Origin of the sequence: Amycolatopsis sp. lyj-23, from assembly GCF_046549135.1 — a bacterium.
Lineage (GTDB): Bacteria > Actinomycetota > Actinomycetes > Mycobacteriales > Pseudonocardiaceae > Amycolatopsis.
In genome coordinates this window covers 187,012-208,759 of record NZ_JAJPWN010000005.1, presented here as the reverse complement: position 1 = coordinate 208,759, position 21,748 = coordinate 187,012, and the positions used below count along the sequence as shown (strand labels likewise).

The following is a 21,748-nucleotide window of genomic DNA, read 5'->3' as shown; positions in this document are numbered from 1 at the left end:
ACTCAACAGTGGCGGGGGCCGGGCTTCTTGCCGACGGGCCGCAACGGTTCCGGGATCGCCCACCGCGCGTCGGTCGGATCGGCTCGCCCCGCCAGAAAGCTCCGCCGCCCAGCACACCGAAACAGGCTTCAGGCCACCGGGAACACCATCGAGATCCGCAGCCCGCCACCCTCGGGCAGGTCCAGCTCCAGCTCCCCGTCGGAATGCGCGACGAGCTCGCTCACGATCGCCAGCCCCAGCCCCGACCCGGGCACGTTCTGGTGCGCGGGACTGCGCCAGAACCGGTCCAGCGCGCGGTCGAGCTCGTCCGGCCGCAGCCCCGGCCCGTGGTCGCGCACCGATAACCGCACGCGGTCGTCCTCACGCGTCACCGCGATCCGGATCTCCGTGCCCGCCGCGGTGAACTTCAGCGCGTTGTCCAGCAGGGCGTCCATGATCGTCTCCGCGCCGCGCGGGGGCATGCACACGCGCAACCCCTCCCCGGCCGTCTCCACGATCAACCGCACGTCTCGGGCTTCGCCGACCACCGACCAGTCCTCGACCCGCTCCGCCACGACCTCGTCCAGCACCACCGGGTCCAGCTCTCCGCCCGACGCCTCGGCGCGGGCCATCGTCAGCAGCCCGTCCAGGATCTGGTGCAGCCGTCCCGCGTCGACGCGCGCCGCCTCCAGGTCGGCGGCCGCCGGGTCGTCGTCGACGTGGCCTTCGAGGTTGCCGAGGCGGATCTTCAACGCGGTCAGCGGATTGCGCAGCTGGTGGGAGGCGTCGGCGACGAACGCGCGCTGCGCTGCCAGCGCGGCCGAGACGCTCGAGGCCATCCGGTCGAAGGACCGGCCGAGCTGCCGCAGCTCCGGCGGCCCGCCGCTCTCCCCCACGGGTTCGGCCTCCCGGCCGCTGAGCACCGACGCCACCAGCGCGCCGGTCGCGTCGTCGAGCCGGTGCACCGGCCGCAGGATCCACCGGACCACCGGGATCGCCACGGCCAGCGCGAGCGTGAAGGCGAGGATCCCGCCCGCGGCGAGCAGCAGCCACCACCACAGCACGTTCGCGCGCTCGGCACCGGTGTCGGACACGGTGAGCACCGCGCCGTGCACCTCGCCGTCGGCGAGCACCGGTTCGGCGAGCACCAGCGGCGTCGAATCCCACGGCATCAGCACCCCCGCGGGCTGGGAGCGGCGGCCGGCGAGCGCTTCGCGGATCGGCCCGCTGATCCGGTCGGCCTTGAGGTCGATCCGCGCGCCGGCTCCCCCGAGCGCGGAGGCGAACAGCTTGCCGTCCTGGTCGATGACCGCGACCTGGACGCCGTACACCTCGTTGTAGCGACGCAGGTCGGGCTCGATCAGCGACTGCTTGTTGTCCAGCAGCGGGCGCTGGGCCAGCGACGCGAACCGCGCGGTGTCGGTCAGCCGGTCGAGGAACAGGTCCTGCTGCGCGCCGGCGGCGATGCTCCTGGCCAGCGGGATGCCCAGGCCGAACACCAGCAACGCGACCAGCGTCAGCACGATGCCCTGCAGCCGGACGCGCACGCCCTCAGCTCCGGCCGGCCTGGCCGCCGAGCCGGTACCCGACCCCGCGGACGGTCTCGATCAGCGCCGGGCGGCCCAGCTTCGTCCGCAACGTGGCGACGTGGACGTCCAGCGAACGGCTCTCCGCCGGGCCGCGGTGGCCCCACACCTCGGTGAGCACGTGCTCGCGCGAGCAGACCGCGCCGCGCGCGCCCGCCACCAGCGCCAGCACCTGGAACTCCTTGCGGGACAGCGCGACCGCCCTGCCGTCGACCAGCACCTCGTGCCGGGACAGGTCGACGGTGACGTCCCCGACCCGGATCACCACCGGTTCGGTCGTGGTGTGCTCGCCGCGGCGGCGGCGCACGGCCTCGACCCGCGCGAGCAGCTCCTCGACGTCGTACGGCTTGACGAGGTAGTCGTCGGCGCCCGCACGCAGGCCCTGGATCCGGTCGTCGACCTCGCCGCGGGCCGAGACGACGATGATCGCGACGTCGCTGACCGCGCGGATCTGGCGGCACAGCGTCACGCCGTCGATGTCGGGCAGGCCGAGGTCGAGCAGGATGACGTCGACCTCGTGCACCCGGTCGAGCACCCCGGCGCCGGTGGCGAGCCGGGCGATCGCCAGGCCGCGGCGGGTCAGCGCCGGGATCAGCGCGCCCGCGACCCGGTCGTCGTCCTCCACCAGCAGCACCCGCACCCGTCCGCCTCCCATGGTGACCTGCCCCACCGGCCGGTGACGCGAACTCTAGGACCTCCGGGCGGCACCCGCACCGGCCACCCGGACGGTCACCCACCGTGACCTCGGGTGGACACCCGCCGAAATGGACATCGATACTCAGTTGAAACCCTAAGTATTGCTCAAGCGGCCTTGCGAGCCGGTTCAGCAACGGTAGGTTCTCGCCATCGCGTGGTGACCCATGCCCGATTTGCACGAACGACCCGGGAGGCCAGATGACCGCGGAGGTGGCGGCGCCGATGATCAAGGCGTCCGCCGTGAACAAGTACTTCGGCGACCTGCACGTGCTCAGGGAGATCACGCTCGAGGTGCCTCGCGGCCAGGTCGTCGTGGTGCTGGGCCCGTCGGGTTCGGGCAAGTCGACGCTGTGCCGGGCGATCAACCGGCTCGAGCCGATCAACTCGGGTGAGATCGCCGTAGACGGCGTCCCGCTGCCCGCCGAGGGCAAGGCGCTGGCCGCGCTGCGGGCCGACGTCGGCATGGTGTTCCAGTCGTTCAACCTCTTCGCGCACAAGACCATCGTCGAGAACGTGATGCTCGCGCCGGTGAAGGTCCGCAAGACCCCGCAGGCCGAAGCGCGCAAGACGGCGATGGAGCTGCTGGAGCGCGTCGGCATCGCCAACCAGGCCGACAAGTACCCGGCGCAGCTGTCCGGCGGCCAGCAGCAGCGCGTCGCCATCGCGCGGGCGCTGGCCATGCGGCCCAAGGTCATGCTGTTCGACGAGCCGACCTCGGCGCTGGACCCGGAAATGGTCCAGGAGGTCCTCGACGTCATGACCGGGCTGGCCAAGGACGGCATGACGATGCTCGTCGTCACCCACGAGATGGGCTTCGCCCGGCGGGCAGCCGATCGGGTGATCTTCATGGCCGACGGCGAGATCGTCGAGGACACGACGCCGGAAGCGTTCTTCACCGCGCCGAAGAGCGAGCGCGCGAAGGACTTCCTCGGCAAGATCCTGACCCACTGAGAACAACGTTCCGCGACGCCGTCGGCGTCCGGGTGACGACTACAGGAGAGATTCACATGAGGATCCGCACCCTCGCGGTGGGACTGCTCGCCGGTGGGCTGGCGCTGACCACGCTGACCGCCTGCGGCAAGGAAGGCACGCCGGCCTCGCCGGGCTCGGGCGACCAGAGCGGCTCGAACGCTCCCGCGGCGCTGAGCTACCCGGTCGCGTCCGGCGTCGACCTGCAGGGTTCGCCGGTGTTCGCCAAGATGAAGGCGGCGGGCGCGCTGACCGTCGGCGCCAAGGACGACCAGCCGGGCCTGGGCCAGAAGGACCCGACGACCGGCAAGTTCGGCGGCTTCGACATCGAGATCGCGAAGCTCGTCTCGGCCGGCCTCGGCTTCGACCCGGAGAAGATCACCTTCCGCACGGTCGACTCGGGTGCCCGTGAGCAGACGATCGCCAACGGCGACGTGAACTACTACGTCGGCACGTACTCGATCACCGACAAGCGCAAAGCGCTGGTCTCCTTCGCCGGCCCGTACTTCCTGGCCGGCCAGGACCTCCTGGTGCGCAAGGACGACAGCTCGATCACCGGTCCGGAGACCCTCAAGGGCAAGAAGGTCTGCTCGGTCACCGGCTCGACCCCGATCCAGAAGGTCCGGCAGCAGAACCTGACCGAGCCGGGCAACATCGTCGAGTTCCAGAAGTACTCGCAGTGCGTCGAGAAGCTCCTGTCGAAGGACGTCGACGCGGTCACGACCGACGACGCGATCCTGAAGGGCTACGCCTCCCAGGACCCGGACAACCTCAAGGTCGTCGGCAAGACGTTCTCGACGGAGAAGTACGGCATCGGCCTGAACAAGGACGACAAGGTGCTGCGCGACAAGGTCAACGACATCCTGCAGAAGGCGCTGGACGACGGCACCTGGCAGAAGATCTACGACGCGACGCTCGGCAAGTCCGGCTCGACCGCCAAGAAGCCGACCCTCGAGCGGTACTGATGTGACACGGGGCCGGTGGATCGGGTACGCCCGGTCCACCGGCCCCGTTCATCCACTGACCCCCTTTGGCAAACGGACGCGGGGAAGGCTCCATGGACGTCCTGCTCAACAACCTGGACCTGTTCGGTCCGTTCTTCCTCCGCACGATCGAACTGTTCGTGCTCTCCGCCGTCGGCAGCCTGGTCTGGGGCACGGTCCTGGCCATGCTGCGGGTGAGCCCGGTCCCCGTCTTCCGCGCCGTCGGCACGGCGTACGTGACGATCGCCCGGAACACGCCGCTCACCCTGGTGTTCGCGTTCTTCGTGTTCGCCTACCCGCTGCTGGACATCGTCAAGCTCGACTACTTCCCGGCCGCCGTGACCGCCCTGATCGTGTACACCTCGGCGTTCATCTGCGAGGTCGTGCGCTCGGGCATCAACACCGTGCCGGTCGGCCAGGCCGAGGCGGGCCGCGCGCTGGGGCTGACGTTCGGCCAGATCCTCGGCCAGATCGTGCTGCCGCAGGCGCTGCGCTCGGTCGTGCCGCCGCTGATCAGCACCCTGATCGCGCTGCTGAAGAACACCACGATCGCGGCCGGTTTCTCCGTCGCGGAGGCCGGCGCGATCCGCTCGTACCTGTCCGAACGCGGCGAGAACCAGCTGGTCGGCCTGCTGTGGGTCGCCCTCGGCTTCATCATCCTGGTCGCCGTGCTGTCGTTCGTCCAACGCAGCCTGGAGAAGCGCTGGAGCGTGGCGCGATGAGCAACGTCCTGTTCGACGTCCCGGGGCCGAAGGCTCGACTGCGGTACCGCACGTACGCCGTGATCGGCACGCTCGTGGTCGCCGGCTTCATCGCCTACATCGGGTGGCGCTTCTACGACAGCGGCCAGTTCACCGCCCGCAAGTGGGAGTGGCTGCAGTACGCCCAGGTCCAGCGCGACCTGGGCAACGCGGTGCTGTCGACGCTCGAAGCGTTCGCCGCCGCGGCGGTGCTCGCGCTGGTCTTCGGCGCGGTCTTCGCGGCCGGGCGGCTGTCCGACCACGTGTGGATCCGCCGGATCGCCGGCTTCGTCGTCGAGTTCTTCCGCGCCATCCCCGCGCTGATCCTGATGTTCCTGTTCTACTTCGGCCTGCCGACCGCCGGCGTGCCGACGACGCCGTTCCTCGGCGTGGTTCTCGGCCTGACGCTGTACAACGGCTCGGTGCTGGCGGAGGTGTTCCGGGCGGGCATCCAGTCGCTGCCGAAGGGGCAGAGCGAAGCCGCGTACGCGCTGGGCATGCGCAAGACGCAGGTGATGTTCCTGGTGCTGCTGCCGCAGGCGATCCGGGCGATGCTGCCGACGATCATCAGCCAGCTGGTCGTGCTGCTGAAGGACACCGCGCTCGGCTTCATCATCACCTACCAGGAGCTGCTCTACTACGCGCGCTACATCGGTTCGCAGGGCACGTTCGGGCGGCCGATCGTGCCGTCGACGATCGTGGCGACCGCCATCTACGTCGTGATGTGCCTGCTGCTGACGGCGCTGGCGACGTACCTGGAGCGGCGCAACCGCCGCAACAAGAAGGTCGTGACGGCCGGGCCCGTCGTGACCGACGACCTCGCGGCCGCGGCCGCCTGAGTCACCCGTTCGAGGCCCCCGGGACGCGTCCCGGGGGCCTTGTCGCGTCCCGCGGCGTCCCCTAGCGTCGGGCGCATGGGTGTCGCACTGGTGACGGGCAGTTCCCTCGGTCTCGGTCGCGTGATCGCTCGCCGGCTGGCCAGGGACGGGTTCGCCGTCGCGGTCAACGGCCGCCACGACGACGCCGACCTGAAGACGGCCGCGGAGAGCATCGTCGCCGAGGGCGGCCGCGCGGCGGCGTTCGCGGCGGACGTGACGGACCGGCGCCAAGTCGGCGAGCTGGTCGACGCGGCGACGGCGGTGCTCGGCCCGATCACGGTGCTGGTGCTCAACGCGACGGGCCCGCAGCCGGAGGCGCCGCTGGCCGCGGTGGACTGGGCGGATCACCTGGCTCAGCTGGACTTCTTCGTGCGCTCCCCGGTCCTGCTGGGCCACGCGGTGCTGCCGGGCATGCGCGCCCGCGGCCACGGCCGCATCGTGCACGTCGACTCGGAGGTGGCGGAGCGTCCGCCACCCGGGAGGTCGGCGTACGCGACGGCCAAGAGCGCCCAGGTCGGCCTGGCCCGCGCCTGGGCGCGCGAGCTGGCCTCGGACGGCATCACGGTCAACACGGTGGCCCCGGGGTTCATCCCGGTGGAGCGGCACGCCTCGGTGCCGGCGGCCGAGCGCTCGGCGTACCAGGCCTCGGTCCCGGCGGGCCGCTTGGGCACCCCGGAAGACGTGGCGGCGGCGGTGAGCTTCTTCGCCTCGGAGGAGGCGGGGTTCATCACGGGACAGCGCCTCCTGGTGGACGGCGGCCGCTCACTCGGTTAGGTCCGCGGTCGAGGCGCGGAAAATGCGTTCCGCGGCCGGCCGCGGCCTCGCTACCCTCGCCCCCATGCCGACCTACCGCGTCATCGTCCGGGGCAAGTTCGACCGGCCGGCGGAAGCCGTCCGCGAAAAGCTGCGGGCCAACGCGAGCGACGAGGGCCTCGACGGCTTCTTGTTCAGCGAGCGCGGAGCACTCACCTACAGCAAGCACCTCGGTGGCTTCAGCTTCCGCGTCGCCGTCGATGTCGCCGCGGGCGACGACGCCACGGCGCGGGCGCACGACCACGCCGAGCTGATGGCGATGGAGCTGCTGGACCGCGAGGGCTACCCGTACCGCGACCTCACGGTCAGCTCGACCTGCATGGACGACGTCAAGGTGCACCGCCGCTGACGGCGGTCCGCCGGCCGAGCTGCAGCACCGTCAGCACCCCCAGGACGAGCACGAGAGCCAGGCCGAGCGCGACCCACATCGCGACGTGCAACTGCAGCAGCCCGCCCACGAAGGCGCCGGCGAGCATCGCCCCCACCGCGGCGACCTTCCGCAGCGGGTGCGCACCCGGCCCGCCGGCCGCCTTCGAATCCGCCGCGAACCCGGTGAGCGTCATCGTCAGCACGGTCGTCGTCAGGTCCGGCGCGCCGATCCGCCGGACCGCGGCGTTCTGCAGGCCCATCGCCAGCCCGAGCGCGACGATCAGCAGTTCGCTGCCCAGCCGCGTGCCACTGCCCAAGGTCGCCGACAGCACGACGGCGACGGCGATCAGCGCCGCCTGAGCCGCGGTTGCCAGCCGGAGGGCGTCGTAGTCGTCTTCGCGACGGGCCAGCCGCCCACCGGCGAGCGCACCGCCGAGGAACGCGAGGACGGCGGTCAGCGAGGCGAGCACCGACAGCGTCGTCTCCCCCGCCGCCGCGAACCCGAGGAACACGACGTTCCCGGTCATGTTGGCCACGAACACCCGCCCCAGCCCGAGGAAGCTGACGGCGTCGACGACCCCGGTGACGACGGTCAGCGTCAGCAGCAGCGCGGCCAGGTCCCGCGGTTTCGGTTCAGCCATGACTGCATTCAACACCGGCCGCCGGGAATTTCCAAATTGGCATTTCAGATACCGTTTAAGAAAGCGCGAAGCAGCGTAACCACGCGAAGCACCTTCGCGGCGCTTCGCGGACCGAATCTCCCTGTCACATAGGCGAAACACCGACCTCCTTGCGGTGAATCCGCGCGCGGCGCACGCCGTTTTGTCGGAGGTCCCCTCTACCGTCCCTGCCATGACCGAAAAGAGCACGGTGCGCAGCCGGGAAATGGCCTACGAACTCAAGAGCCAGCGCGAGCTGAAACGGATGACCCTGCGCGAGCTGGCCCGCCGCGCGGACTGGTCGGCGTCGAAGGTGTCGGCCTGGGAGAACGGCCGTCGGATCTCGCCGATCGACGCCGCGATCTACCTCGCCCACTGCGGGACCAAGGCCGCCGAACGCGCGCGGCTCCTCGAGCTGGCCGAGCCGCCCAGCGACCTCTACTGGGTGCGGCCCTACTTCGACAAGCTCGTCGACCCGATGAAATCGCTGATCATCCAGGAAAACCTGGCCCGATCGATCATCTACTACAGCCCGGCCGCCATCCCCGGGATGCTGCAGACCGAGGAGTACGTCCGCACCTGTTTCGAGCTCACCGGGCGCTACACCACAGACCGCCTCGACGTGCTCACGCGCGCCCGCGTGGACCGGCAGCACTTGCTGCAGCGCCCCCACCCGCCGATCTCCACCTTCTTCGTGCACGAGCGCGCCTTGCGCTCGGTCGTGGGCGATCCGGCGCTCATGCACGAACAGCTGCAGAACCTCGTGCTGGCCACCAACCTCCCGCACTGCGTCATCCGGGTGGTGCCGGAGTCCGACCCCACGTTCCGCGTGTTGAGCACGACCTTCACGATCATGGATTTCCCCGAACACTCACCGGTGGTCTACGAGGAGACCTTCACCGCCGGGTTGTTCGTGGACGAGCGCGTCGCGGTGGAAGCGTTCTACCTTCTCGTCACACGCCTGGAACAAGTGGCCCTTCCCGAGGGACAATCGCGTGAGTGGCTCGTCCGGTTCGCGGACGAGTACGAACGCCTGAGGGAGTGATCGAGGGTGGGCCGACAGCGGACTTGGTTCAAGAGCAGCCACAGTGAAGGCCAAGAACACCAAACCTGCGTGGAAGTGGCCCTGACCCCGAAGGGCACCGCGGTCCGCGACTCGAAGGCGCCCACCGCCGGGCACCTGACCGTCGCCCACCCCGCGTGGAACGCGCTGCTCAGCTCACTGCGCTGACGGCTTTCCCGTCGTGCCACACCGCCCGGGTCCGCCCGGGCAGGTCGGTCACGTCGAGATCCGTGCCGTCCAGCAGTACCAGGTCGGCGCGCAACCCCGGCTCGATGCGGCCGCGGTCGTCGTCGAGGCGGAGCAACCGGGCCGCCTCGGAGGTGGCCGCCTTCAAGGCGGTCGCCTCGCCGAGCACGGCGGCCAGCAGCCACAGCTCGGTCGTCAAGTCGATATGGGGACGCGGAGCGAGGTCCGAGCCCGCGGCGATGCGCACGCCGGCTTCGGCCGCGAGGCGAAGCGAATGGCGGTGCGTTCCGGCGAACTCACTGTCGCTGATCGGCGAGAGCGTCGGTACGTACCAAGCGCCCGCCATCGCGGCGACAGCGGCGTCGTCGAGGAACGTGCCGTGCTCGATGCTGCGCGCCCCGGCGCGGGCCGCCGACACGACAGCTTCGGACGTGTGCGCGTGGGCCAAGACGTCCCGGCCACCGCGGCGGGCCTCGTCGACCAGCGCGGCGAGCTCGTCGTCGGTCGGGCGCACATCCGCGCCCGAGCGCACGGCCCGCATCGCCCCGCTCGCACCGACTTTGATCCAGTCCGCCCCGGCCCGCACCATCCGGCGGACGGCCGCGCGCGCCGCGTCCGGACCGTCGAACAGCGGGTCGGGCAGCGACGGGTCACCGAAGTGGTCCACACCGCCCGCGGGCGGCTCCCAGCTGTCACCGAGCCCGCCGGTCGGACTCAGCTGACGCAGGCTGATCAGCAGATCGGGCCGGGCGATCCACCCGGCGCGCAGGGCGTGCTTGAACCCGGCATCGGCACCCCAGGCGTCCCGGACGGTGGTGATCCCGCGCGACAACAGCCTCCGCAGCACCGGCACGGCTTCGAGGATCCGCGCGCTGCGCGGCAACGGCTCGGGCCGCGGAAAGGCCACGTGCACGTGGCAGTCGATGAGCCCGGGGATCAACAGCCCGCCCGAGCAGTCGACTCGCTCACCTTCGAGCCCCAAGCCGACCTCGGCGATGCGCGAGCCGTCCAGCCGCACGTCCGCGCGGGTGCTCTCCCCGGTCTCCGGATCGAACACCCGCGCCCCGGCGAGCACCGTCACGCGAGGTCCTTGCGGTAGATCAAGAAGTCGCACGGCGTGGCCAGTGAAGGCGCGAGGTGCGGGTAGTCCTCGGCGAGATCGGCGCGGTGCGTCACGCGGTAACCGAGCCGGCCGTACCACTCGGCCAGGAACTGCTTCGACGGATGCGTCCACTCCCGCGGCACCAGCAGTTCGAGCTGCATCTCCCGGCACCCGGCGTCCCGGCTCGTCCGCTCGGCGAACCGCACGAGCTCCCGCCCGACACCGAGCCCTCGCCGCGCCGGATCGGCGGCGAGCATGCCGAACTCGCCGGTCACGTCGTCGAGCCGCCGCACCCGCACCGACCCGGCGAGATCGCCATCGACCGAAGCCACCGCGATCTCCCCGTCCCGCACGAAGCCCGCCACCTCGGCGGAAGACGTCCGATCGGTGCTCCCCCGCCAGAGCCCCTTCTCGGACTCGGCGTAGACCTGGTTGACCAACGCCGTGACCCGTTCGACCACCGCGGGCTCAGCGGACGGCGGCAGCACCTCGATCTGCATGCCCCCACCTTGCCACGCCGGAAAAAGACGCTCGCGAACCGGCTCGAGGCCGGTTCGCGAGCGTCGGGAAGAAAGCCCTACTTGTCCCGGCGGAAGAGCTTGTTGCCCAGCCACACGATCGGGTCGTACTTCCGGTCCGCGACGCGCTCCTTCATCGGGATCAGCGCGTTGTCCGTGATGTGGATGCCCTCCGGGCACACCTCCGAACAGCACTTCGTGATGTTGCAGTACCCGAGCCCGTGCTCGTCCTGGGCCGCATCCCGGCGGTCCGCCACGTCCAGAGGGTGCATCTCCAGCTCGGCGATGCGCATCAGGTACCGCGGCCCGGCGAAGGCTTCCTTGTTCTCCTCGTGGTCACGCACCACGTGGCAGGTGTTCTGGCACAGGAAGCACTCGATGCACTTGCGGAACTCCTGCGACCGCTCGACGTCGACCTGCTGCATCCGGTACTCGCCCGGCTTCAGGTCCGCCGGCGGGGTGAACGACGGGATCTCGCGCGCCTTCGTGTAGTTGAACGACACGTCGGTGACGAGGTCGCGGATCACCGGGAACGTCCGCATCGGCGTCACCGTGATCACCTCGTCCTCGGTGAACGTCGACATCCGCGTCATGCACAGCAGGCGCGGACGGCCGTTGATCTCCGCCGAGCACGAGCCGCACTTGCCCGCCTTGCAGTTCCAGCGCACGGCGAGGTCCGCGGCCTGGGTCGCCTGCAGCCGGTGGATGATGTCGAGGACGACCTCGCCCTCGTTCACCTCCACCGTGAAGTCCTGCAGCCCGCCGCCGTCGGCGTCACCGCGCCAGACCCGGAAACTCGCCTTGTAGCTCATACCTTGCTCCCGGGGTGCGTCTCGAGCTCCGCGTCGGTGTAGTACTTCCCGAGTTCACCGAATTCGAACAGCTCCAGCAGGTCCTGCCGCAGCGGCTCCTGCGCCTTCACCTCGACGTCGATGTCCGGCACCACCGGGTTCTCGCCCGGGGTGGCCGAGCACACGAGGAGCTTGTTGCGCCAGTCGGCTTCCATGCTCGGGAAGTCGTCGCGCGTGTGCCCGCCGCGGCTTTCGGTCCGCGTCAGCGCCGCCTTCGCGACGCACTCGCTGACCATCAGCATGTTGCGCAGGTCGATCGCCAGGTGCCAGCCGGGGTTGAACTGCCGGTGCCCCTCGACGGTGACGCGCAGGATCCGCTGCCGCAGCTCGTCGAGCTTCACCAGCGCCTGCTCGATCTCACCCGCCTTGCGGATGATGCCGACCAGGTCGTTCATCGACTGCTGCAGCTCGGTGTGCAGGGTGTACGGGTTCTCGGCCGACGCTCCGGACGGCGGGTCGAACGGCGCGAGCGCCATCTTCGCCGCGGCGTCCACATCGGACTCGCTGACCGCGGGCCTGCCTTCGAGACCGGACACGTACTCCGCCGCGCCCAACCCGGCGCGCCGGCCGAACACCAGCAGGTCGGACAGCGAGTTGCCGCCGAGCCGGTTGGAGCCGTGCATGCCGCCCGAGCACTCGCCGGCCGCGAACAGGCCCGGCACGCTCGCCGCGGCCGTGTCCGGGTCGACCTCGATGCCGCCCATGACGTAGTGGCAGGTCGGGCCGACCTCCATCGGCTCGGCGGTGATGTCGACGTCCGCCAGCTCCTTGAACTGGTGGTACATCGACGGCAGCCGCTTGCGGATCTCCTCGGCCGGCAGCCGGCTGGCGATGTCGAGGAAGACGCCGCCGTGCGGGGAGCCGCGCCCCTCCTTGACCTCGGAGTTGATCGCGCGGGCCACCTCGTCGCGGGGCAGCAGGTCCGGCGTGCGCCGGTTGTTGTCCGCGTCGGCGTACCAGCGGTCGGCTTCTTCTTCGCTTTCGGCGTACTGGCCCTTGAACACGTCGGGCACGTACTCGAACATGAACCGCTTGCCGTCGGAGTTCTTCAGCACGCCGCCGTCGCCGCGCACGCCCTCGGTGACGAGGATGCCCTTGACGCTCGGCGGCCAGACCATCCCGGTCGGGTGGAACTGGACGAACTCCATGTTGATCAGTTTCGCGCCCGCCCGCAGGGCCAGCGCGTGGCCGTCACCGGTGTACTCCCACGAGTTCGACGTCACCTTGAACGACTTGCCGATGCCGCCGGTGGCGAGCACGACCGCGGGCGCCTCGAAGAGGATGAACCGCCCGCTCTCGCGCCAGTAGCCGAACGCGCCGGCGATCCGGCCTTCGGTGGTGAGCAGCTCGGTGACCGTGCACTCGGCGAAGACCTTGATCTTCGCCTCGTAGTCCCCGGTCTCGGCGAAGTCTTCCTGCTGCAGCGAAACGATCTTCTGCTGCATCGTGCGGATCAGCTCGAGCCCGGTGCGGTCACCGACGTGCGCCAGCCGCGGGTACGTGTGCCCGCCGAAGTTGCGCTGGCTGATCCGGCCGTCGGCGGTGCGGTCGAACAGCGCGCCGTACGTCTCGAGCTCCCAGACGCGGTCCGGTGCCTCTTTGGCGTGCAGCTCGGCCATCCGCCAGTTGTTGAGGAACTTGCCGCCGCGCATGGTGTCGCGGAAGTGGACCTGCCAGTTGTCGTTCGAGTTCGCGTTGCCCATCGACGCGGCGCACCCGCCCTCGGCCATCACCGTGTGCGCCTTGCCGAACAGGGACTTGCACACGACCGCGACGCGGAAACCGCGTTCGCGGGCTTCGATCACGGCGCGCAGACCGGCGCCACCGGCACCGATCACCACCACGTCGTAGCTGTGCCGTTCGACCTCGGTCATGAAGAGATTCCACCTCGGAACTGGGGACGTCTGGTATGGGGAAGAACTAGTTCACGAACCGCAGGTCCGCAAGCGCGCCGCTGGCCACGAGCATGACGTAGAAGTCGGTCAGCACCAGCGTGCCGAGCGTCGTCCAGGCCAGCGTCATGTGGCGGGTGTTGAGTTTCGTGACCTGCGTCCACATCCAGTAGCGCACCGGGTGCTTGGAGAAGTGCTTCAGCCGGCCGCCGGTCACGTGCCGGCACGAGTGGCAGGACAGCGTGTACGCCCAGAGCAGGACCACGTTGGCGAGCAGGATGACGTTGCCCAGCCCGAAGCCGAAGCCGCCGGTTTTGCCGTGGAACGCGGTGATCGCGTCGTAGGTGTTGATCAGCGAGACGATCAGCGCCACGTAGAAGAAGTAGCGGTGGACGTTCTGGATGATCAGCGGCAGCCGCGTTTCGCCGGTGTACTTGGCGTGCGGTTCCGCGACGGCGCAGGCGGGCGGGGAGAACCACACCGACCGGTAGTACGCCTTGCGGTAGTAGTAGCAGGTCAGGCGGAACCCGAGCAGGAACGGCAGCACGACGAAGCCGAGCGGGATGAACCCGGGCAGGTCGCCGAACCAGTGGCCGAAGTGGCTCGAGCCGTCGACGCAGGAAGTGGACAGGCACGGCGAGTAGAACGGCGTCAGGTAGTGGTAGTCGGGCACCCAGTAGGCGGTGCGCACGAACGACCGGACCGTCGCGTAGATGATGAACGCCGACAGTCCGAGCACGGTCAGCAGCGGCTGCAGCCACCACCGGTCCGTGCGGAGGGTGCGCTCGGCGATCCGGGCCCGCTTCGGGGCCCGGACGCCGGTGCCGACGCCGTTGTCAGCGGGTGCGCTCACCGCTGGTCGCGCTTGTAGCCGCCGACGCCTTCGTCATCGGCGCCGTGCCACAGCGCCGGGTCGTAGGGGGTGTCGGGGACCGGGACGCGTTCGGCGGCCTTCGCCTGGGCGGGCACCGCGAGCGGCACGCCGTCGAGGTCCGCGATGTCGATGTCGAGGCGCTCGACGTCGTTGGCGAGCCGGCGGACCGCCGACGCGTCGCCGTAGCGAGAGCGCAGTGCGCCGACGCACTGCCGGAGCTGGCCGATGGTTCGCCGCAGCTCGGCGATCTCGGAGGTGGACATCATGCCTCCCGTTGGTGGGGCTGGCAGGGAACCCGCGAAGGCAACCTTCGAAGGCACTGCCACGCGTCGTGCAGTGTGACAACTAGCACACTAACGGTTCCGAAGGTGATCGGGGTCACGCAAATCGATCTTCTGAATCGATTTTGATTCGGTGTTTTCCCGAGGTAGTGTGGCCAGTGTCACGACCCAGAGGCGTCAGCGCTGCCGTCCCGCGGACCACCCCACCCCAGTGATCCGGAGCCGGACATGAGCCCCACCCCCACCACACCGCTGCACCCGGTCGTCGCCGAAGTCACCGCGCGGATCGCCGCGCGCAGCGCCGCGACCCGAACCGCTTACCTCGACCGCACGGCCGCAGCGTATGCCGAAGGCCCGGTGCGCCGCGGTCTCGCCTGCAGCAACCTCGCGCACGGCTTCGCCGCGATGGACGGCGTCGACAAGGAGGCGCTGCGAGCCGCGCGCGCTCCCGGCGTCGCGATCGTGTCTTCCTACAACGACCTGCTTTCGGCGCACCAGCCGATGCAGGAGTACCCGGCGTGGCTGAAGAAGGCCGTGCGCTCCGCCGGGGGTGTCGCCCAGTTCGCCGGCGGCGTGCCCGCGATGTGCGACGGCATCACGCAGGGCCGCGCGGGCATGGAGCTGTCGCTGTTCAGCCGCGAGGTCATCGCGATGTCGACGGCGATCGCGCTCTCCCACGACATGTTCGACGCGTCGCTGCTGCTGGGCGTCTGCGACAAGATCGTGCCCGGCCTGCTGATCGGCGCCCTTTCCTTCGGGCACCTGCCCGCGATCCTGGTTCCGGCCGGCCCGATGAACTCCGGGCTGCCGAACAAGGAGAAGGCGCGCGTCCGGCAGCGCTACGCCGAGGGCCTGGCCACCCGCGAAGACCTCCTCGACGCCGAAGCGGCGTCCTACCACTCGGCCGGCACCTGCACCTTCTACGGCACGGCCAACTCGAACCAGATGGTCGTCGAGGTGATGGGCCTGCACCTGCCGGGCGCCAGCTTCGTCCAGCCGGGTTCGTCGCTGCGGCAGGCGCTGACCGAGGAGGCCGGGCGACGGGTCGTGGCGATCTCGCGCGGCGAGGAGTACACGCCGGTCTCGCGGATCCTCGACGAGAAGGCGTTCGTCAACGGCGTCATCGCGCTGCTCGCCACCGGCGGGTCGACCAACCACACGATGCACCTGGTCGCCATCGCCGCGGCCGCGGGCATCCAGCTGACCTGGGACGACTTCTCCGACCTGTCCGCGGTCGTGCCGCTGCTGGCGCGGGTGTACCCGAACGGCAGCGCCGACATCAACCACTTCCACGCCGCCGGCGGCATCCAGTTCCTGGTCGGGACGCTGCTCGACGCCGGGTTGCTGCACGAAGACGTCCACACGGTGGCCGGGTTCGGGCTGCACCGCTACCGCGCCGAGCCGATCCTGTCCGACGGCGAGCTGGTCTGGCGGGACGTGCCCACCCGCAGCCTCGACGAAGAGGTCCTGCGCCCGGCCTGGCGGCCCTTCGCCGCGGACGGCGGGCTGCGGATGGTCGAGGGCAACCTCGGCCGCGCGGTGGTCAAGGTCTCCGCGGTGGCCCCCGAGCACCGCGTCGTCCAGGCGCCGGCGCGGGTGTTCACCTCCCAGGAGGACTTCACGGCCGCGTTCCAGGCCGGCGAGCTGGACCGGGACGTCGTCGTGGTGCTTCGGCAGCAGGGCCCGCGGGCCAACGGGATGCCGGAGCTGCACGGCCTGACCCCGGCTCTCGGTGTGCTGATGGACCGCGGGCACGCCGTGGCGTTGCTCACCGACGGCCGCATGTCGGGGGCGTCGGGCAAGATCCCGGCCGCGATCCAGGTGACGCCGGAAGCCGCGGCGGGCGGCCCGATCGCGCGCATCGCGGACGGCGACGTCATCCGCCTCGACGCTTCCACGGGCTCGCTCGACGTGCTGGTCGGTGACGAAGAACTCGCCCGGCGTGAACTTGTGGACGCACCGCCGTCCGAAGCATCCTGGACCGGCACCGGCCGAGAGCTGTTCGCCGCGTTGCGCCGTGCCGTCGGCCCCGCCGACCAGGGCGCTTCGGTTTTCGGCGGCTTGACGCCGGAACACTTCGGAACGCCCGCTTTCACAACCCAGGAGGTCGGTCAGTGACCACCGGTCAGGACCTGCTCGAGCTGTCCCCCGTGATGCCCGTCGTGGTGATCGACGACGCCGCCGACGCGGTCCCCACGGCCCGGGCCCTGCTCGCCGGCGGGATCGGGGTCATCGAGCTGACCCTGCGCACCCCCGCAGCGCTGGCGGCCATCGAGCGCGTCGCGGCCGAGGTGCCGGACATCGTCATCGGCGCCGGCACGGTCACCTCGCCGGACCAGGCGAAGCAGGCCGCCGACGCGGGTGCGAAGTTCCTCGTGACGCCGGGCAGCACGGACGCGGTCGTCGACGCGTGCTTCGAGACCGGCCTGCCGTTCCTGCCCGGCGCGAGCACGGTGTCGGAGGCGATGCGGCTGGCCGAACGCGGGTTGACGGCGTTGAAGTTCTTCCCGGCGGAGGCTTCCGGCGGCGTCGCGTTCCTGAAGTCGATCGCGGGACCGTTGCCTTCCCTGCGGTTCTGCCCCACGGGCGGGATCACGGTGGCCTCGGCACCGTCGTACCTGGCCCTGCCGAACGTCGGCTGCATCGGCGGCTCGTGGCTGACGGCGTCGCTCGACCCCGCCACGATCGAGAAGCTGGCCGCGGAGGCCGCCGCGCTGTAGCGGAGACGACTCCGCGTCGGCATCCCGGGAGCACCGTTCCAGATCACCGGAACGGTGCTCCGAGCCGCTACCACCCCGCCGTCCCTCAAGTCCATTGTGGACCGTGCGGTGTGCGCGACGGGCGCGTACCCGGCGACCGGACCGCCCGAGGGCGGTCAGTCGATGACGGCGTCGTCGAGCAGGGTGGACTCCGCGCCATACGCGCGGAGTTCCTCCCTGATCACGGTGTAGGCCAGGCCTTGCGGATAGCCCTTGCGCGCGAGGAAGCCGAGCAGCCGCCGCAGGGCGGTCTGCTCGTCGACGTTGCCGAGCGAGCCGAGGCGTTTGCGGACCAGTTCCCTGGCCATCTGCTCTTCGGACTCGCGGTCGACTTCGCCGGCTGCCTGCGCGGCAACATCGCCGTCGACGCCCTTGCGCCGCAGTTCGGCCACCAGCGCGGTGCGGGACAGGCCCTGGTTCGCGTGCCGGGATTTCACCCACAGTTCCGCGAACTCCGCGTCGTTGACCAGCCCCGCCCGGTCGAGCTTGCCGAGCAGGGCCTCGCTGGTCTCCTCGTCGAACCCCTTGCGGTGCAGCGCCTGCCGCAGTTCTTCCTGGGTCCGCGGCCGAGCGGCCAGGAGGTCGAAGCAGATCTCCTTGGCCTTCTTGTACCGCTCCTCAGGAGGAAGCTCGGCCGGCGGCACCTTCGGCGCCCTGGCCACCTGAGTCACTCCTCGTTAGTCACAACCGAACTGCACACACGACGCACGTCACCGATGCCATACACCGCCAGACCGCAGGTCACGACCGATGCCGCCGCCAGATCGCAGGATCAACACCCCACGCAACCCCACCGGGGGTCCAGTGGGCTTGCCCCCTGGCGGGGGTCCGGGGTTCGACCCCCGGAAACACGGCGAAGGGATAGGGCGAGCGCACTCCGCGAGCACACCTCACCCAATCCCGCGCCCTCGATCAGAAGTCGACCGGCGCCGGGACCGCCTCGACGGCATCCGCGTCGAGCTGCGGACCGATGCCGAGCTTTTCCTTGATCCGCTTCTCGATCTCGTTGGCGATGTCCGGGTTGTCGCGCAGGAACCGGCGCGCGTTCTCCTTGCCCTGGCCGAGCTGGTCGCCCTCGTAGGTGTACCAGGCACCGGACTTGCGCAGGATCGCCTGGTCGACACCCATGTCGATGAGCGAGCCCTCGCGGGAGATGCCCTGGCCGTACAGGATGTCGAACTCGGCCTGCTTGAAGGGCGGGGCCACCTTGTTCTTGACGACCTTGACGCGGGTCCGGTTGCCGACCGCTTCGCCGCCGTCCTTCATCGTCTCGATGCGACGGACGTCCAGGCGGACCGACGCGTAGAACTTCAGCGCCTTACCACCGGTGGTGGTCTCCGGGGAGCCGAACATGACGCCGACCTTCTCGCGGAGCTGGTTGATGAAGATCGCCGTGGTGCCCGAGTTGGACAGCGCACCGGTGATCTTCCGCAGCGCCTGGCTCATCAGGCGGGCCTGGAGACCGACGTGCGAGTCACCCATCTCGCCTTCGATTTCGGCGCGCGGCACGAGCGCGGCCACGGAGTCGATGACGAGGATGTCGAGCGCGCCGGAGCGGATCAGCATGTCCGCGATCTCCAGCGCCTGCTCACCGGTGTCCGGCTGGGAGACGAGCAGCGCGTCGGTGTCGACGCCGAGGTTCTTCGCGTACTCCGGGTCGAGGGCGTGCTCCGCGTCGATGAACGCCGCGATGCCGCCGGCGCGCTGCGCGTTCGCCACCGCGTGCAGGGCGACCGTCGTCTTACCGGAGGATTCCGGGCCGTAGATCTCGACGACCCGGCCGCGGGGCAGCCCGCCGATGCCGAGCGCGACGTCGAGGGCGATCGACCCGGTGGGGATCACGGCGATGGGCGGCCGGGTGTCCTCGCCCAGGCGCATGACCGAGCCCTTGCCGTACTGCTTGTCGATCTGCGCGAGCGCGAGCTCGAGCGCCTTGTCCTTGTCGGGTGCTGCAGGCATGGAAGTCCACCTCGCTGGTCGGAGCCCCCGTCGAGGGCTCTCTGTGTCGGTTCTTCAGCTGTCCGGTCCGACGCTAGCGGCGGGGACCGACAATTCCAGGCGCGGCGCCCAATCTGTGGATCGCTGGACCCGATGTGGACAACACCTTAGACGAACACCTGTTCGAGGTCGGCAGCGACACACCCTTGCGGTAGGATTTTCGCCCGCCCGGGTCAGAACCCGTGCGTATCCGCCCAGGTCAGCGCCGTTCGGCGGGGACGTCGAAGGCGTCGCAGACCTCGCGCCAGATCTCCTTGGCCGGGATTCCCGCGGTCAGCGCCTGGTCGACCGTGCGCCCGCCGAGCCCGCTCAGGACGTGGTCCCTGGCCAGTACCTGGGCCCGCCCGGAGCCGAACTCGTCGGCCATCAGCCGCCGGAAAACCGTGATCCGCATCGGACCCACTTTAACCGCAGGGCGCGAACGGCCCGTTCGCGCCCGGCGCCCGGCCGTCCACGACCCGTCTCACTGCCCCGGCTGCACACTCGCCTCGAAGTAGTCGGCCAGCGTGCCGGGCGTGGTCGCCGCCGCCTGCTCGCTGGTGTTCAGCTGGTAGATGAACCCCGCCAGCGGCCGGTCCGACACGGTGAACACGAGCACCGCCGACGTCTTCCCGGCGGCCGACGAGTAGTGCCCCTTGAGCCCGTTGCCACCCCAGTCGGCCTCGGTGCGGTCGCCGCCCGCCGAGGCGAGCAGGCCGTCGGTGTACTGCTTGAGCGCCTCGGCGCTGTCGCCGTGGACGTACGTCACCTGCGTGCCCGCCCGGCCCGGCGCGGAACACGTCGACGCGGCTCCCAGGCTCTGCGCGGGCGCGGCCGGGCCGTTGCCCATGCCGGGCTTGCAGTCGCCGGTGTCGGCGATCTTCCCGGCGAGCTGGCGCAGGCAGCCGGTGAAGCCCTTGTCGTCGGCCTGCCCCGGCGTCTTGCACTGGTCCGCCGTGTAGGTCGCCACGGAGGACGACGACGTGAGGAAGAAGGTCAGCCCCGCGGCGAGCACCACGACGACCGCGACCGCGATCCCGATGAGCAGTTTCTTCTTGCCGCCGGGCTTCGGCTCGGTCTGCTCCGGCGTATACGCGGGGAAGTTCGACGGCGCCGGCTGCGGGCCGCTCGGCGGGAAGTTCCCGTAGTACTGCGGCGGCGGAGGCGGCGGTGCGTACTGCGGCCGGTGCGGCGGCGCACCCGCGGCCACCGCCCCCTCGACGTTCTGCGTGCGCACGGCCAGCCCGTCGCGGGCCACGTGCTGCGCGCCCAGCGCGACGGCCGTCTCCGGCTGGTCGAGGCTGCCCGGCACGACGCCGAGCTTCTCCGCGATCATCGTCCCGACCAGCGGCAGCCTGCTCGACCCGCCGACGAGGTAGATGCCGGCCAGCCGGTCCGGGGTCAGCCCCGACGACCGCAGCGTCCGCGCCAGCAGTTCGACGCTGCGCAGCATCGCCGGCCGGACCAGACCCTCCAGCTCGCCGCGGGTGACGAGGACGTCCTTGAACGGCTCGGGCATCGGCACCTCGGTCTGCGGGTGCCGCGACAACGCCTCCTTGGCCGCCTTGACGTCCTCCTGCAGCGCCCGCCGGGTGCGCCGGTCGGCCGTGGACTCCGGCCGCAGCAACCGCTGCCAGCGCTGCGGGTCGGAGTGCGAGACCTCGCGCCCGACGTGCACCATCAGCGCCTGGTCGACGTCGAGGCCGCCGAGGTCGGGCAGGCCGTCCTCGGCGAGCACGGTGAAGCCGTTCTGCGTGGCGCCGACGACCGCGACGTCGAAGGTGCCCGCGCCGAGGTCGTAGACGGCGAGCGCCTGCCCGGGGGCGAGCGACTTGCCGGGGAAGGACGCGAAGTGTGCGGCGGCGGCGACCGGCTCGGGCACCAGCAGGATGTTCGGTCCCATCCCGGCGAGCCGGGCGGCGGCCATCAGCACGTTCCGGCGTGTCTGCCCCCACTGCGCGGGGTGGGTCAGCCGGACCTCGTCGGGCTGCTCGCCGCCGAGCTGGCGGGAGGTCTCCTCGAGCACGCGGCGCAGGATGGCGGCCAGCGCGTCGGTGACCGGGACGACGTCGGTGCCCAGCAACAGGGTCTGCTCGTCGATGCGGCGCTTGGGGTTCGGTTCGAAGCGCGTCGGGTCGAGCCGGGCGCGGCGCTCGGCGTCGCGGCCGACCAGGAGCGTGCCCTCTTCGGTGGCGAACACCGCCGACGGCATGTTGGCCGAGCCGTCCACCTCGACGACCCGGGGCGGCCTGCCGTGCGCCGAAAGCACGGCGACGGTGTTGGACGTCCCGAGGTCCACCGACAGGATCCGCACAGCACTCCCCTTCGCGAAACACGCCCGACGGCGCCGGGGTGATGCTGCCATGCGCGCGGTCACCGTGCGTGCGGACCCGGGAAAGTCACTGGTCCTTGACGCGGACGGCGATCAAGGTGCACGATAGTTGCACAGTTCGATCATTGAAGTTGACCGGAATGCGCAGGATTGGAGGTCGGCGGTGAAGACAGGTACCCGGCTCGGCTCGCCGCCACACACTTCTGCGGCGGGCGAACTTCCGGCAGGTGAGCGCCGTGTT

General features: G+C 70.4%; 23 protein-coding genes. 10 read left to right on the top strand and 13 right to left on the bottom strand.

The features are described from left to right. Positions 1–128: 128 nt before the first annotated feature. Positions 129–1,526 carry a sensor histidine kinase gene (locus ACLJPY_RS13610; RefSeq protein ID WP_410588596.1) on the bottom strand — a complete coding sequence of 466 codons (1,398 nt, stop codon included), beginning with the start codon at positions 1,524–1,526 and terminating at the stop codon, positions 129–131. A gap of 4 nt (positions 1,527–1,530) precedes the next feature. Further along, positions 1,531–2,205: a response regulator transcription factor gene (locus ACLJPY_RS13605; RefSeq protein ID WP_410589198.1), complete on the bottom strand. Its 675-nt coding sequence runs from the start codon at positions 2,203–2,205 to the stop codon at positions 1,531–1,533. A 278-nt stretch (positions 2,206–2,483) separates the two neighbouring features. Between ACLJPY_RS13605 and ACLJPY_RS13600 the strand changes: the two genes are divergently transcribed. The 6 genes from ACLJPY_RS13600 (at position 2,484) to ACLJPY_RS13575 (ending at position 6,993) form a co-directional block, all read left to right on the top strand. Continuing rightward, positions 2,484–3,212, top strand: coding sequence for an amino acid ABC transporter ATP-binding protein (locus ACLJPY_RS13600; protein ID WP_410589197.1), 729 nt, complete (start codon positions 2,484–2,486; stop codon positions 3,210–3,212). 56 nt (positions 3,213–3,268) lie between these two features. Beyond that, complete coding sequence (locus tag ACLJPY_RS13595; RefSeq protein ID WP_410588594.1) at positions 3,269–4,195, top strand: glutamate ABC transporter substrate-binding protein; 927 nt, start codon at positions 3,269–3,271, stop codon at positions 4,193–4,195. Positions 4,196–4,287: 92 nt separating this feature from the next. Further along, the gene (locus ACLJPY_RS13590) at positions 4,288–4,935 is read left to right on the top strand and encodes an amino acid ABC transporter permease (RefSeq protein ID WP_410588592.1); all 648 of its coding nucleotides are present in this window, start codon (positions 4,288–4,290) and stop codon (positions 4,933–4,935) included. Then, the gene (locus tag ACLJPY_RS13585; protein WP_410588590.1) at positions 4,932–5,792 is read left to right on the top strand and encodes an amino acid ABC transporter permease; all 861 of its coding nucleotides are present in this window, start codon (positions 4,932–4,934) and stop codon (positions 5,790–5,792) included. The genes ACLJPY_RS13590 and ACLJPY_RS13585 overlap by 4 nt, the downstream gene beginning before the upstream one ends. 75 nt (positions 5,793–5,867) lie before the next feature. Then, positions 5,868–6,605, top strand: coding sequence for an SDR family NAD(P)-dependent oxidoreductase (locus tag ACLJPY_RS13580; RefSeq protein ID WP_410588589.1), 738 nt, complete (start codon positions 5,868–5,870; stop codon positions 6,603–6,605). A 64-nt stretch (positions 6,606–6,669) separates the two neighbouring features. Beyond that, positions 6,670–6,993 carry a DUF6204 family protein gene (locus ACLJPY_RS13575; protein ID WP_410588588.1) on the top strand — a complete coding sequence of 108 codons (324 nt, stop codon included), beginning with the start codon at positions 6,670–6,672 and terminating at the stop codon, positions 6,991–6,993. Here ACLJPY_RS13575 and ACLJPY_RS13570 read toward each other — a convergent pair. After that, complete coding sequence (locus ACLJPY_RS13570; RefSeq protein ID WP_410588586.1) at positions 6,974–7,654, bottom strand: YoaK family protein; 681 nt, start codon at positions 7,652–7,654, stop codon at positions 6,974–6,976. The two genes, ACLJPY_RS13575 and ACLJPY_RS13570, sit on opposite strands and share 20 nt — an antisense overlap. A 211-nt stretch (positions 7,655–7,865) precedes the next feature. Here ACLJPY_RS13570 and ACLJPY_RS13565 point away from each other — a divergent pair, with 211 nt between their 5' ends. Continuing rightward, positions 7,866–8,717 (top strand): helix-turn-helix domain-containing protein, encoded by an 852-nt coding sequence (locus ACLJPY_RS13565; RefSeq protein ID WP_410588585.1) that lies wholly within the window; start codon positions 7,866–7,868, stop codon positions 8,715–8,717. 69 nt (positions 8,718–8,786) lie between these two features. Continuing rightward, the gene (locus ACLJPY_RS13560; RefSeq protein ID WP_410588584.1) at positions 8,787–8,903 is read left to right on the top strand and encodes a DUF397 domain-containing protein; all 117 of its coding nucleotides are present in this window, start codon (positions 8,787–8,789) and stop codon (positions 8,901–8,903) included. On the opposite strand, the gene ACLJPY_RS13555 is transcribed toward ACLJPY_RS13560, so the two are convergent. The 6 genes from ACLJPY_RS13555 to ACLJPY_RS13530 form a co-directional block, all read right to left on the bottom strand. Beyond that, a complete protein-coding gene (locus tag ACLJPY_RS13555) occupies positions 8,887–10,002 on the bottom strand; it encodes an amidohydrolase family protein (RefSeq protein ID WP_410588583.1) in 1,116 nt (371 codons plus the stop codon). The genes ACLJPY_RS13560 and ACLJPY_RS13555 overlap by 17 nt on opposite strands. Then, the gene (locus ACLJPY_RS13550) at positions 9,999–10,523 is read right to left on the bottom strand and encodes a GNAT family N-acetyltransferase (RefSeq protein ID WP_410588582.1); all 525 of its coding nucleotides are present in this window, start codon (positions 10,521–10,523) and stop codon (positions 9,999–10,001) included. The genes ACLJPY_RS13555 and ACLJPY_RS13550 overlap by 4 nt, the downstream gene beginning before the upstream one ends. A 77-nt stretch (positions 10,524–10,600) precedes the next feature. Next, positions 10,601–11,353 carry a succinate dehydrogenase/fumarate reductase iron-sulfur subunit gene (locus tag ACLJPY_RS13545; protein ID WP_043783250.1) on the bottom strand — a complete coding sequence of 251 codons (753 nt, stop codon included), beginning with the start codon at positions 11,351–11,353 and terminating at the stop codon, positions 10,601–10,603. Beyond that, positions 11,350–13,266, bottom strand: coding sequence for a fumarate reductase/succinate dehydrogenase flavoprotein subunit (locus tag ACLJPY_RS13540; RefSeq protein ID WP_410588581.1), 1,917 nt, complete (start codon positions 13,264–13,266; stop codon positions 11,350–11,352). The genes ACLJPY_RS13545 and ACLJPY_RS13540 overlap by 4 nt, the downstream gene beginning before the upstream one ends. Before the next feature lie 46 nt (positions 13,267–13,312). Further along, positions 13,313–14,137 (bottom strand): hypothetical protein, encoded by an 825-nt coding sequence (locus tag ACLJPY_RS13535; RefSeq protein WP_410588579.1) that lies wholly within the window; start codon positions 14,135–14,137, stop codon positions 13,313–13,315. Next, positions 14,134–14,421: a hypothetical protein gene (locus ACLJPY_RS13530; RefSeq protein ID WP_043783673.1), complete on the bottom strand. Its 288-nt coding sequence runs from the start codon at positions 14,419–14,421 to the stop codon at positions 14,134–14,136. Before ACLJPY_RS13530 ends, ACLJPY_RS13535 begins: the two co-directional genes overlap by 4 nt. 246 nt (positions 14,422–14,667) lie before the next feature. On the opposite strand from ACLJPY_RS13530, the gene edd reads away from it, so the two are divergent. Together edd and eda are read left to right on the top strand one after the other, a co-directional pair. Then, positions 14,668–16,557, top strand: a complete 1,890-nt coding sequence (edd, locus tag ACLJPY_RS13525) for a phosphogluconate dehydratase (RefSeq protein ID WP_410588577.1) — start codon at positions 14,668–14,670, stop codon at positions 16,555–16,557. Continuing rightward, on the top strand, positions 16,554–17,159 hold the full coding sequence (eda, locus tag ACLJPY_RS13520; protein ID WP_410588575.1) for a bifunctional 4-hydroxy-2-oxoglutarate aldolase/2-dehydro-3-deoxy-phosphogluconate aldolase: 606 nt from the start codon (positions 16,554–16,556) through the stop codon (positions 17,157–17,159). The genes edd and eda overlap by 4 nt, the downstream gene beginning before the upstream one ends. Before the next feature lie 155 nt (positions 17,160–17,314). On the opposite strand, the gene ACLJPY_RS13515 is transcribed toward eda, so the two are convergent. The 4 genes from ACLJPY_RS13515 to ACLJPY_RS13500 all read right to left on the bottom strand — a co-directional run bounded on the left by ACLJPY_RS13515 (position 17,315) and on the right by ACLJPY_RS13500 (position 21,489). Further along, positions 17,315–17,842 (bottom strand): regulatory protein RecX, encoded by a 528-nt coding sequence (locus ACLJPY_RS13515; protein ID WP_410589195.1) that lies wholly within the window; start codon positions 17,840–17,842, stop codon positions 17,315–17,317. A gap of 268 nt (positions 17,843–18,110) precedes the next feature. Continuing rightward, positions 18,111–19,157, bottom strand: coding sequence for a recombinase RecA (recA, locus tag ACLJPY_RS13510; RefSeq protein ID WP_410588573.1), 1,047 nt, complete (start codon positions 19,155–19,157; stop codon positions 18,111–18,113). Positions 19,158–19,395: 238 nt separating this feature from the next. Next, complete coding sequence (locus tag ACLJPY_RS13505; RefSeq protein WP_103351528.1) at positions 19,396–19,590, bottom strand: DUF3046 domain-containing protein; 195 nt, start codon at positions 19,588–19,590, stop codon at positions 19,396–19,398. Between the two features lie 69 nt (positions 19,591–19,659). Continuing rightward, positions 19,660–21,489, bottom strand: coding sequence for an Hsp70 family protein (locus ACLJPY_RS13500; RefSeq protein ID WP_410588571.1), 1,830 nt, complete (start codon positions 21,487–21,489; stop codon positions 19,660–19,662). Positions 21,490–21,748 lie beyond the last annotated feature (259 nt).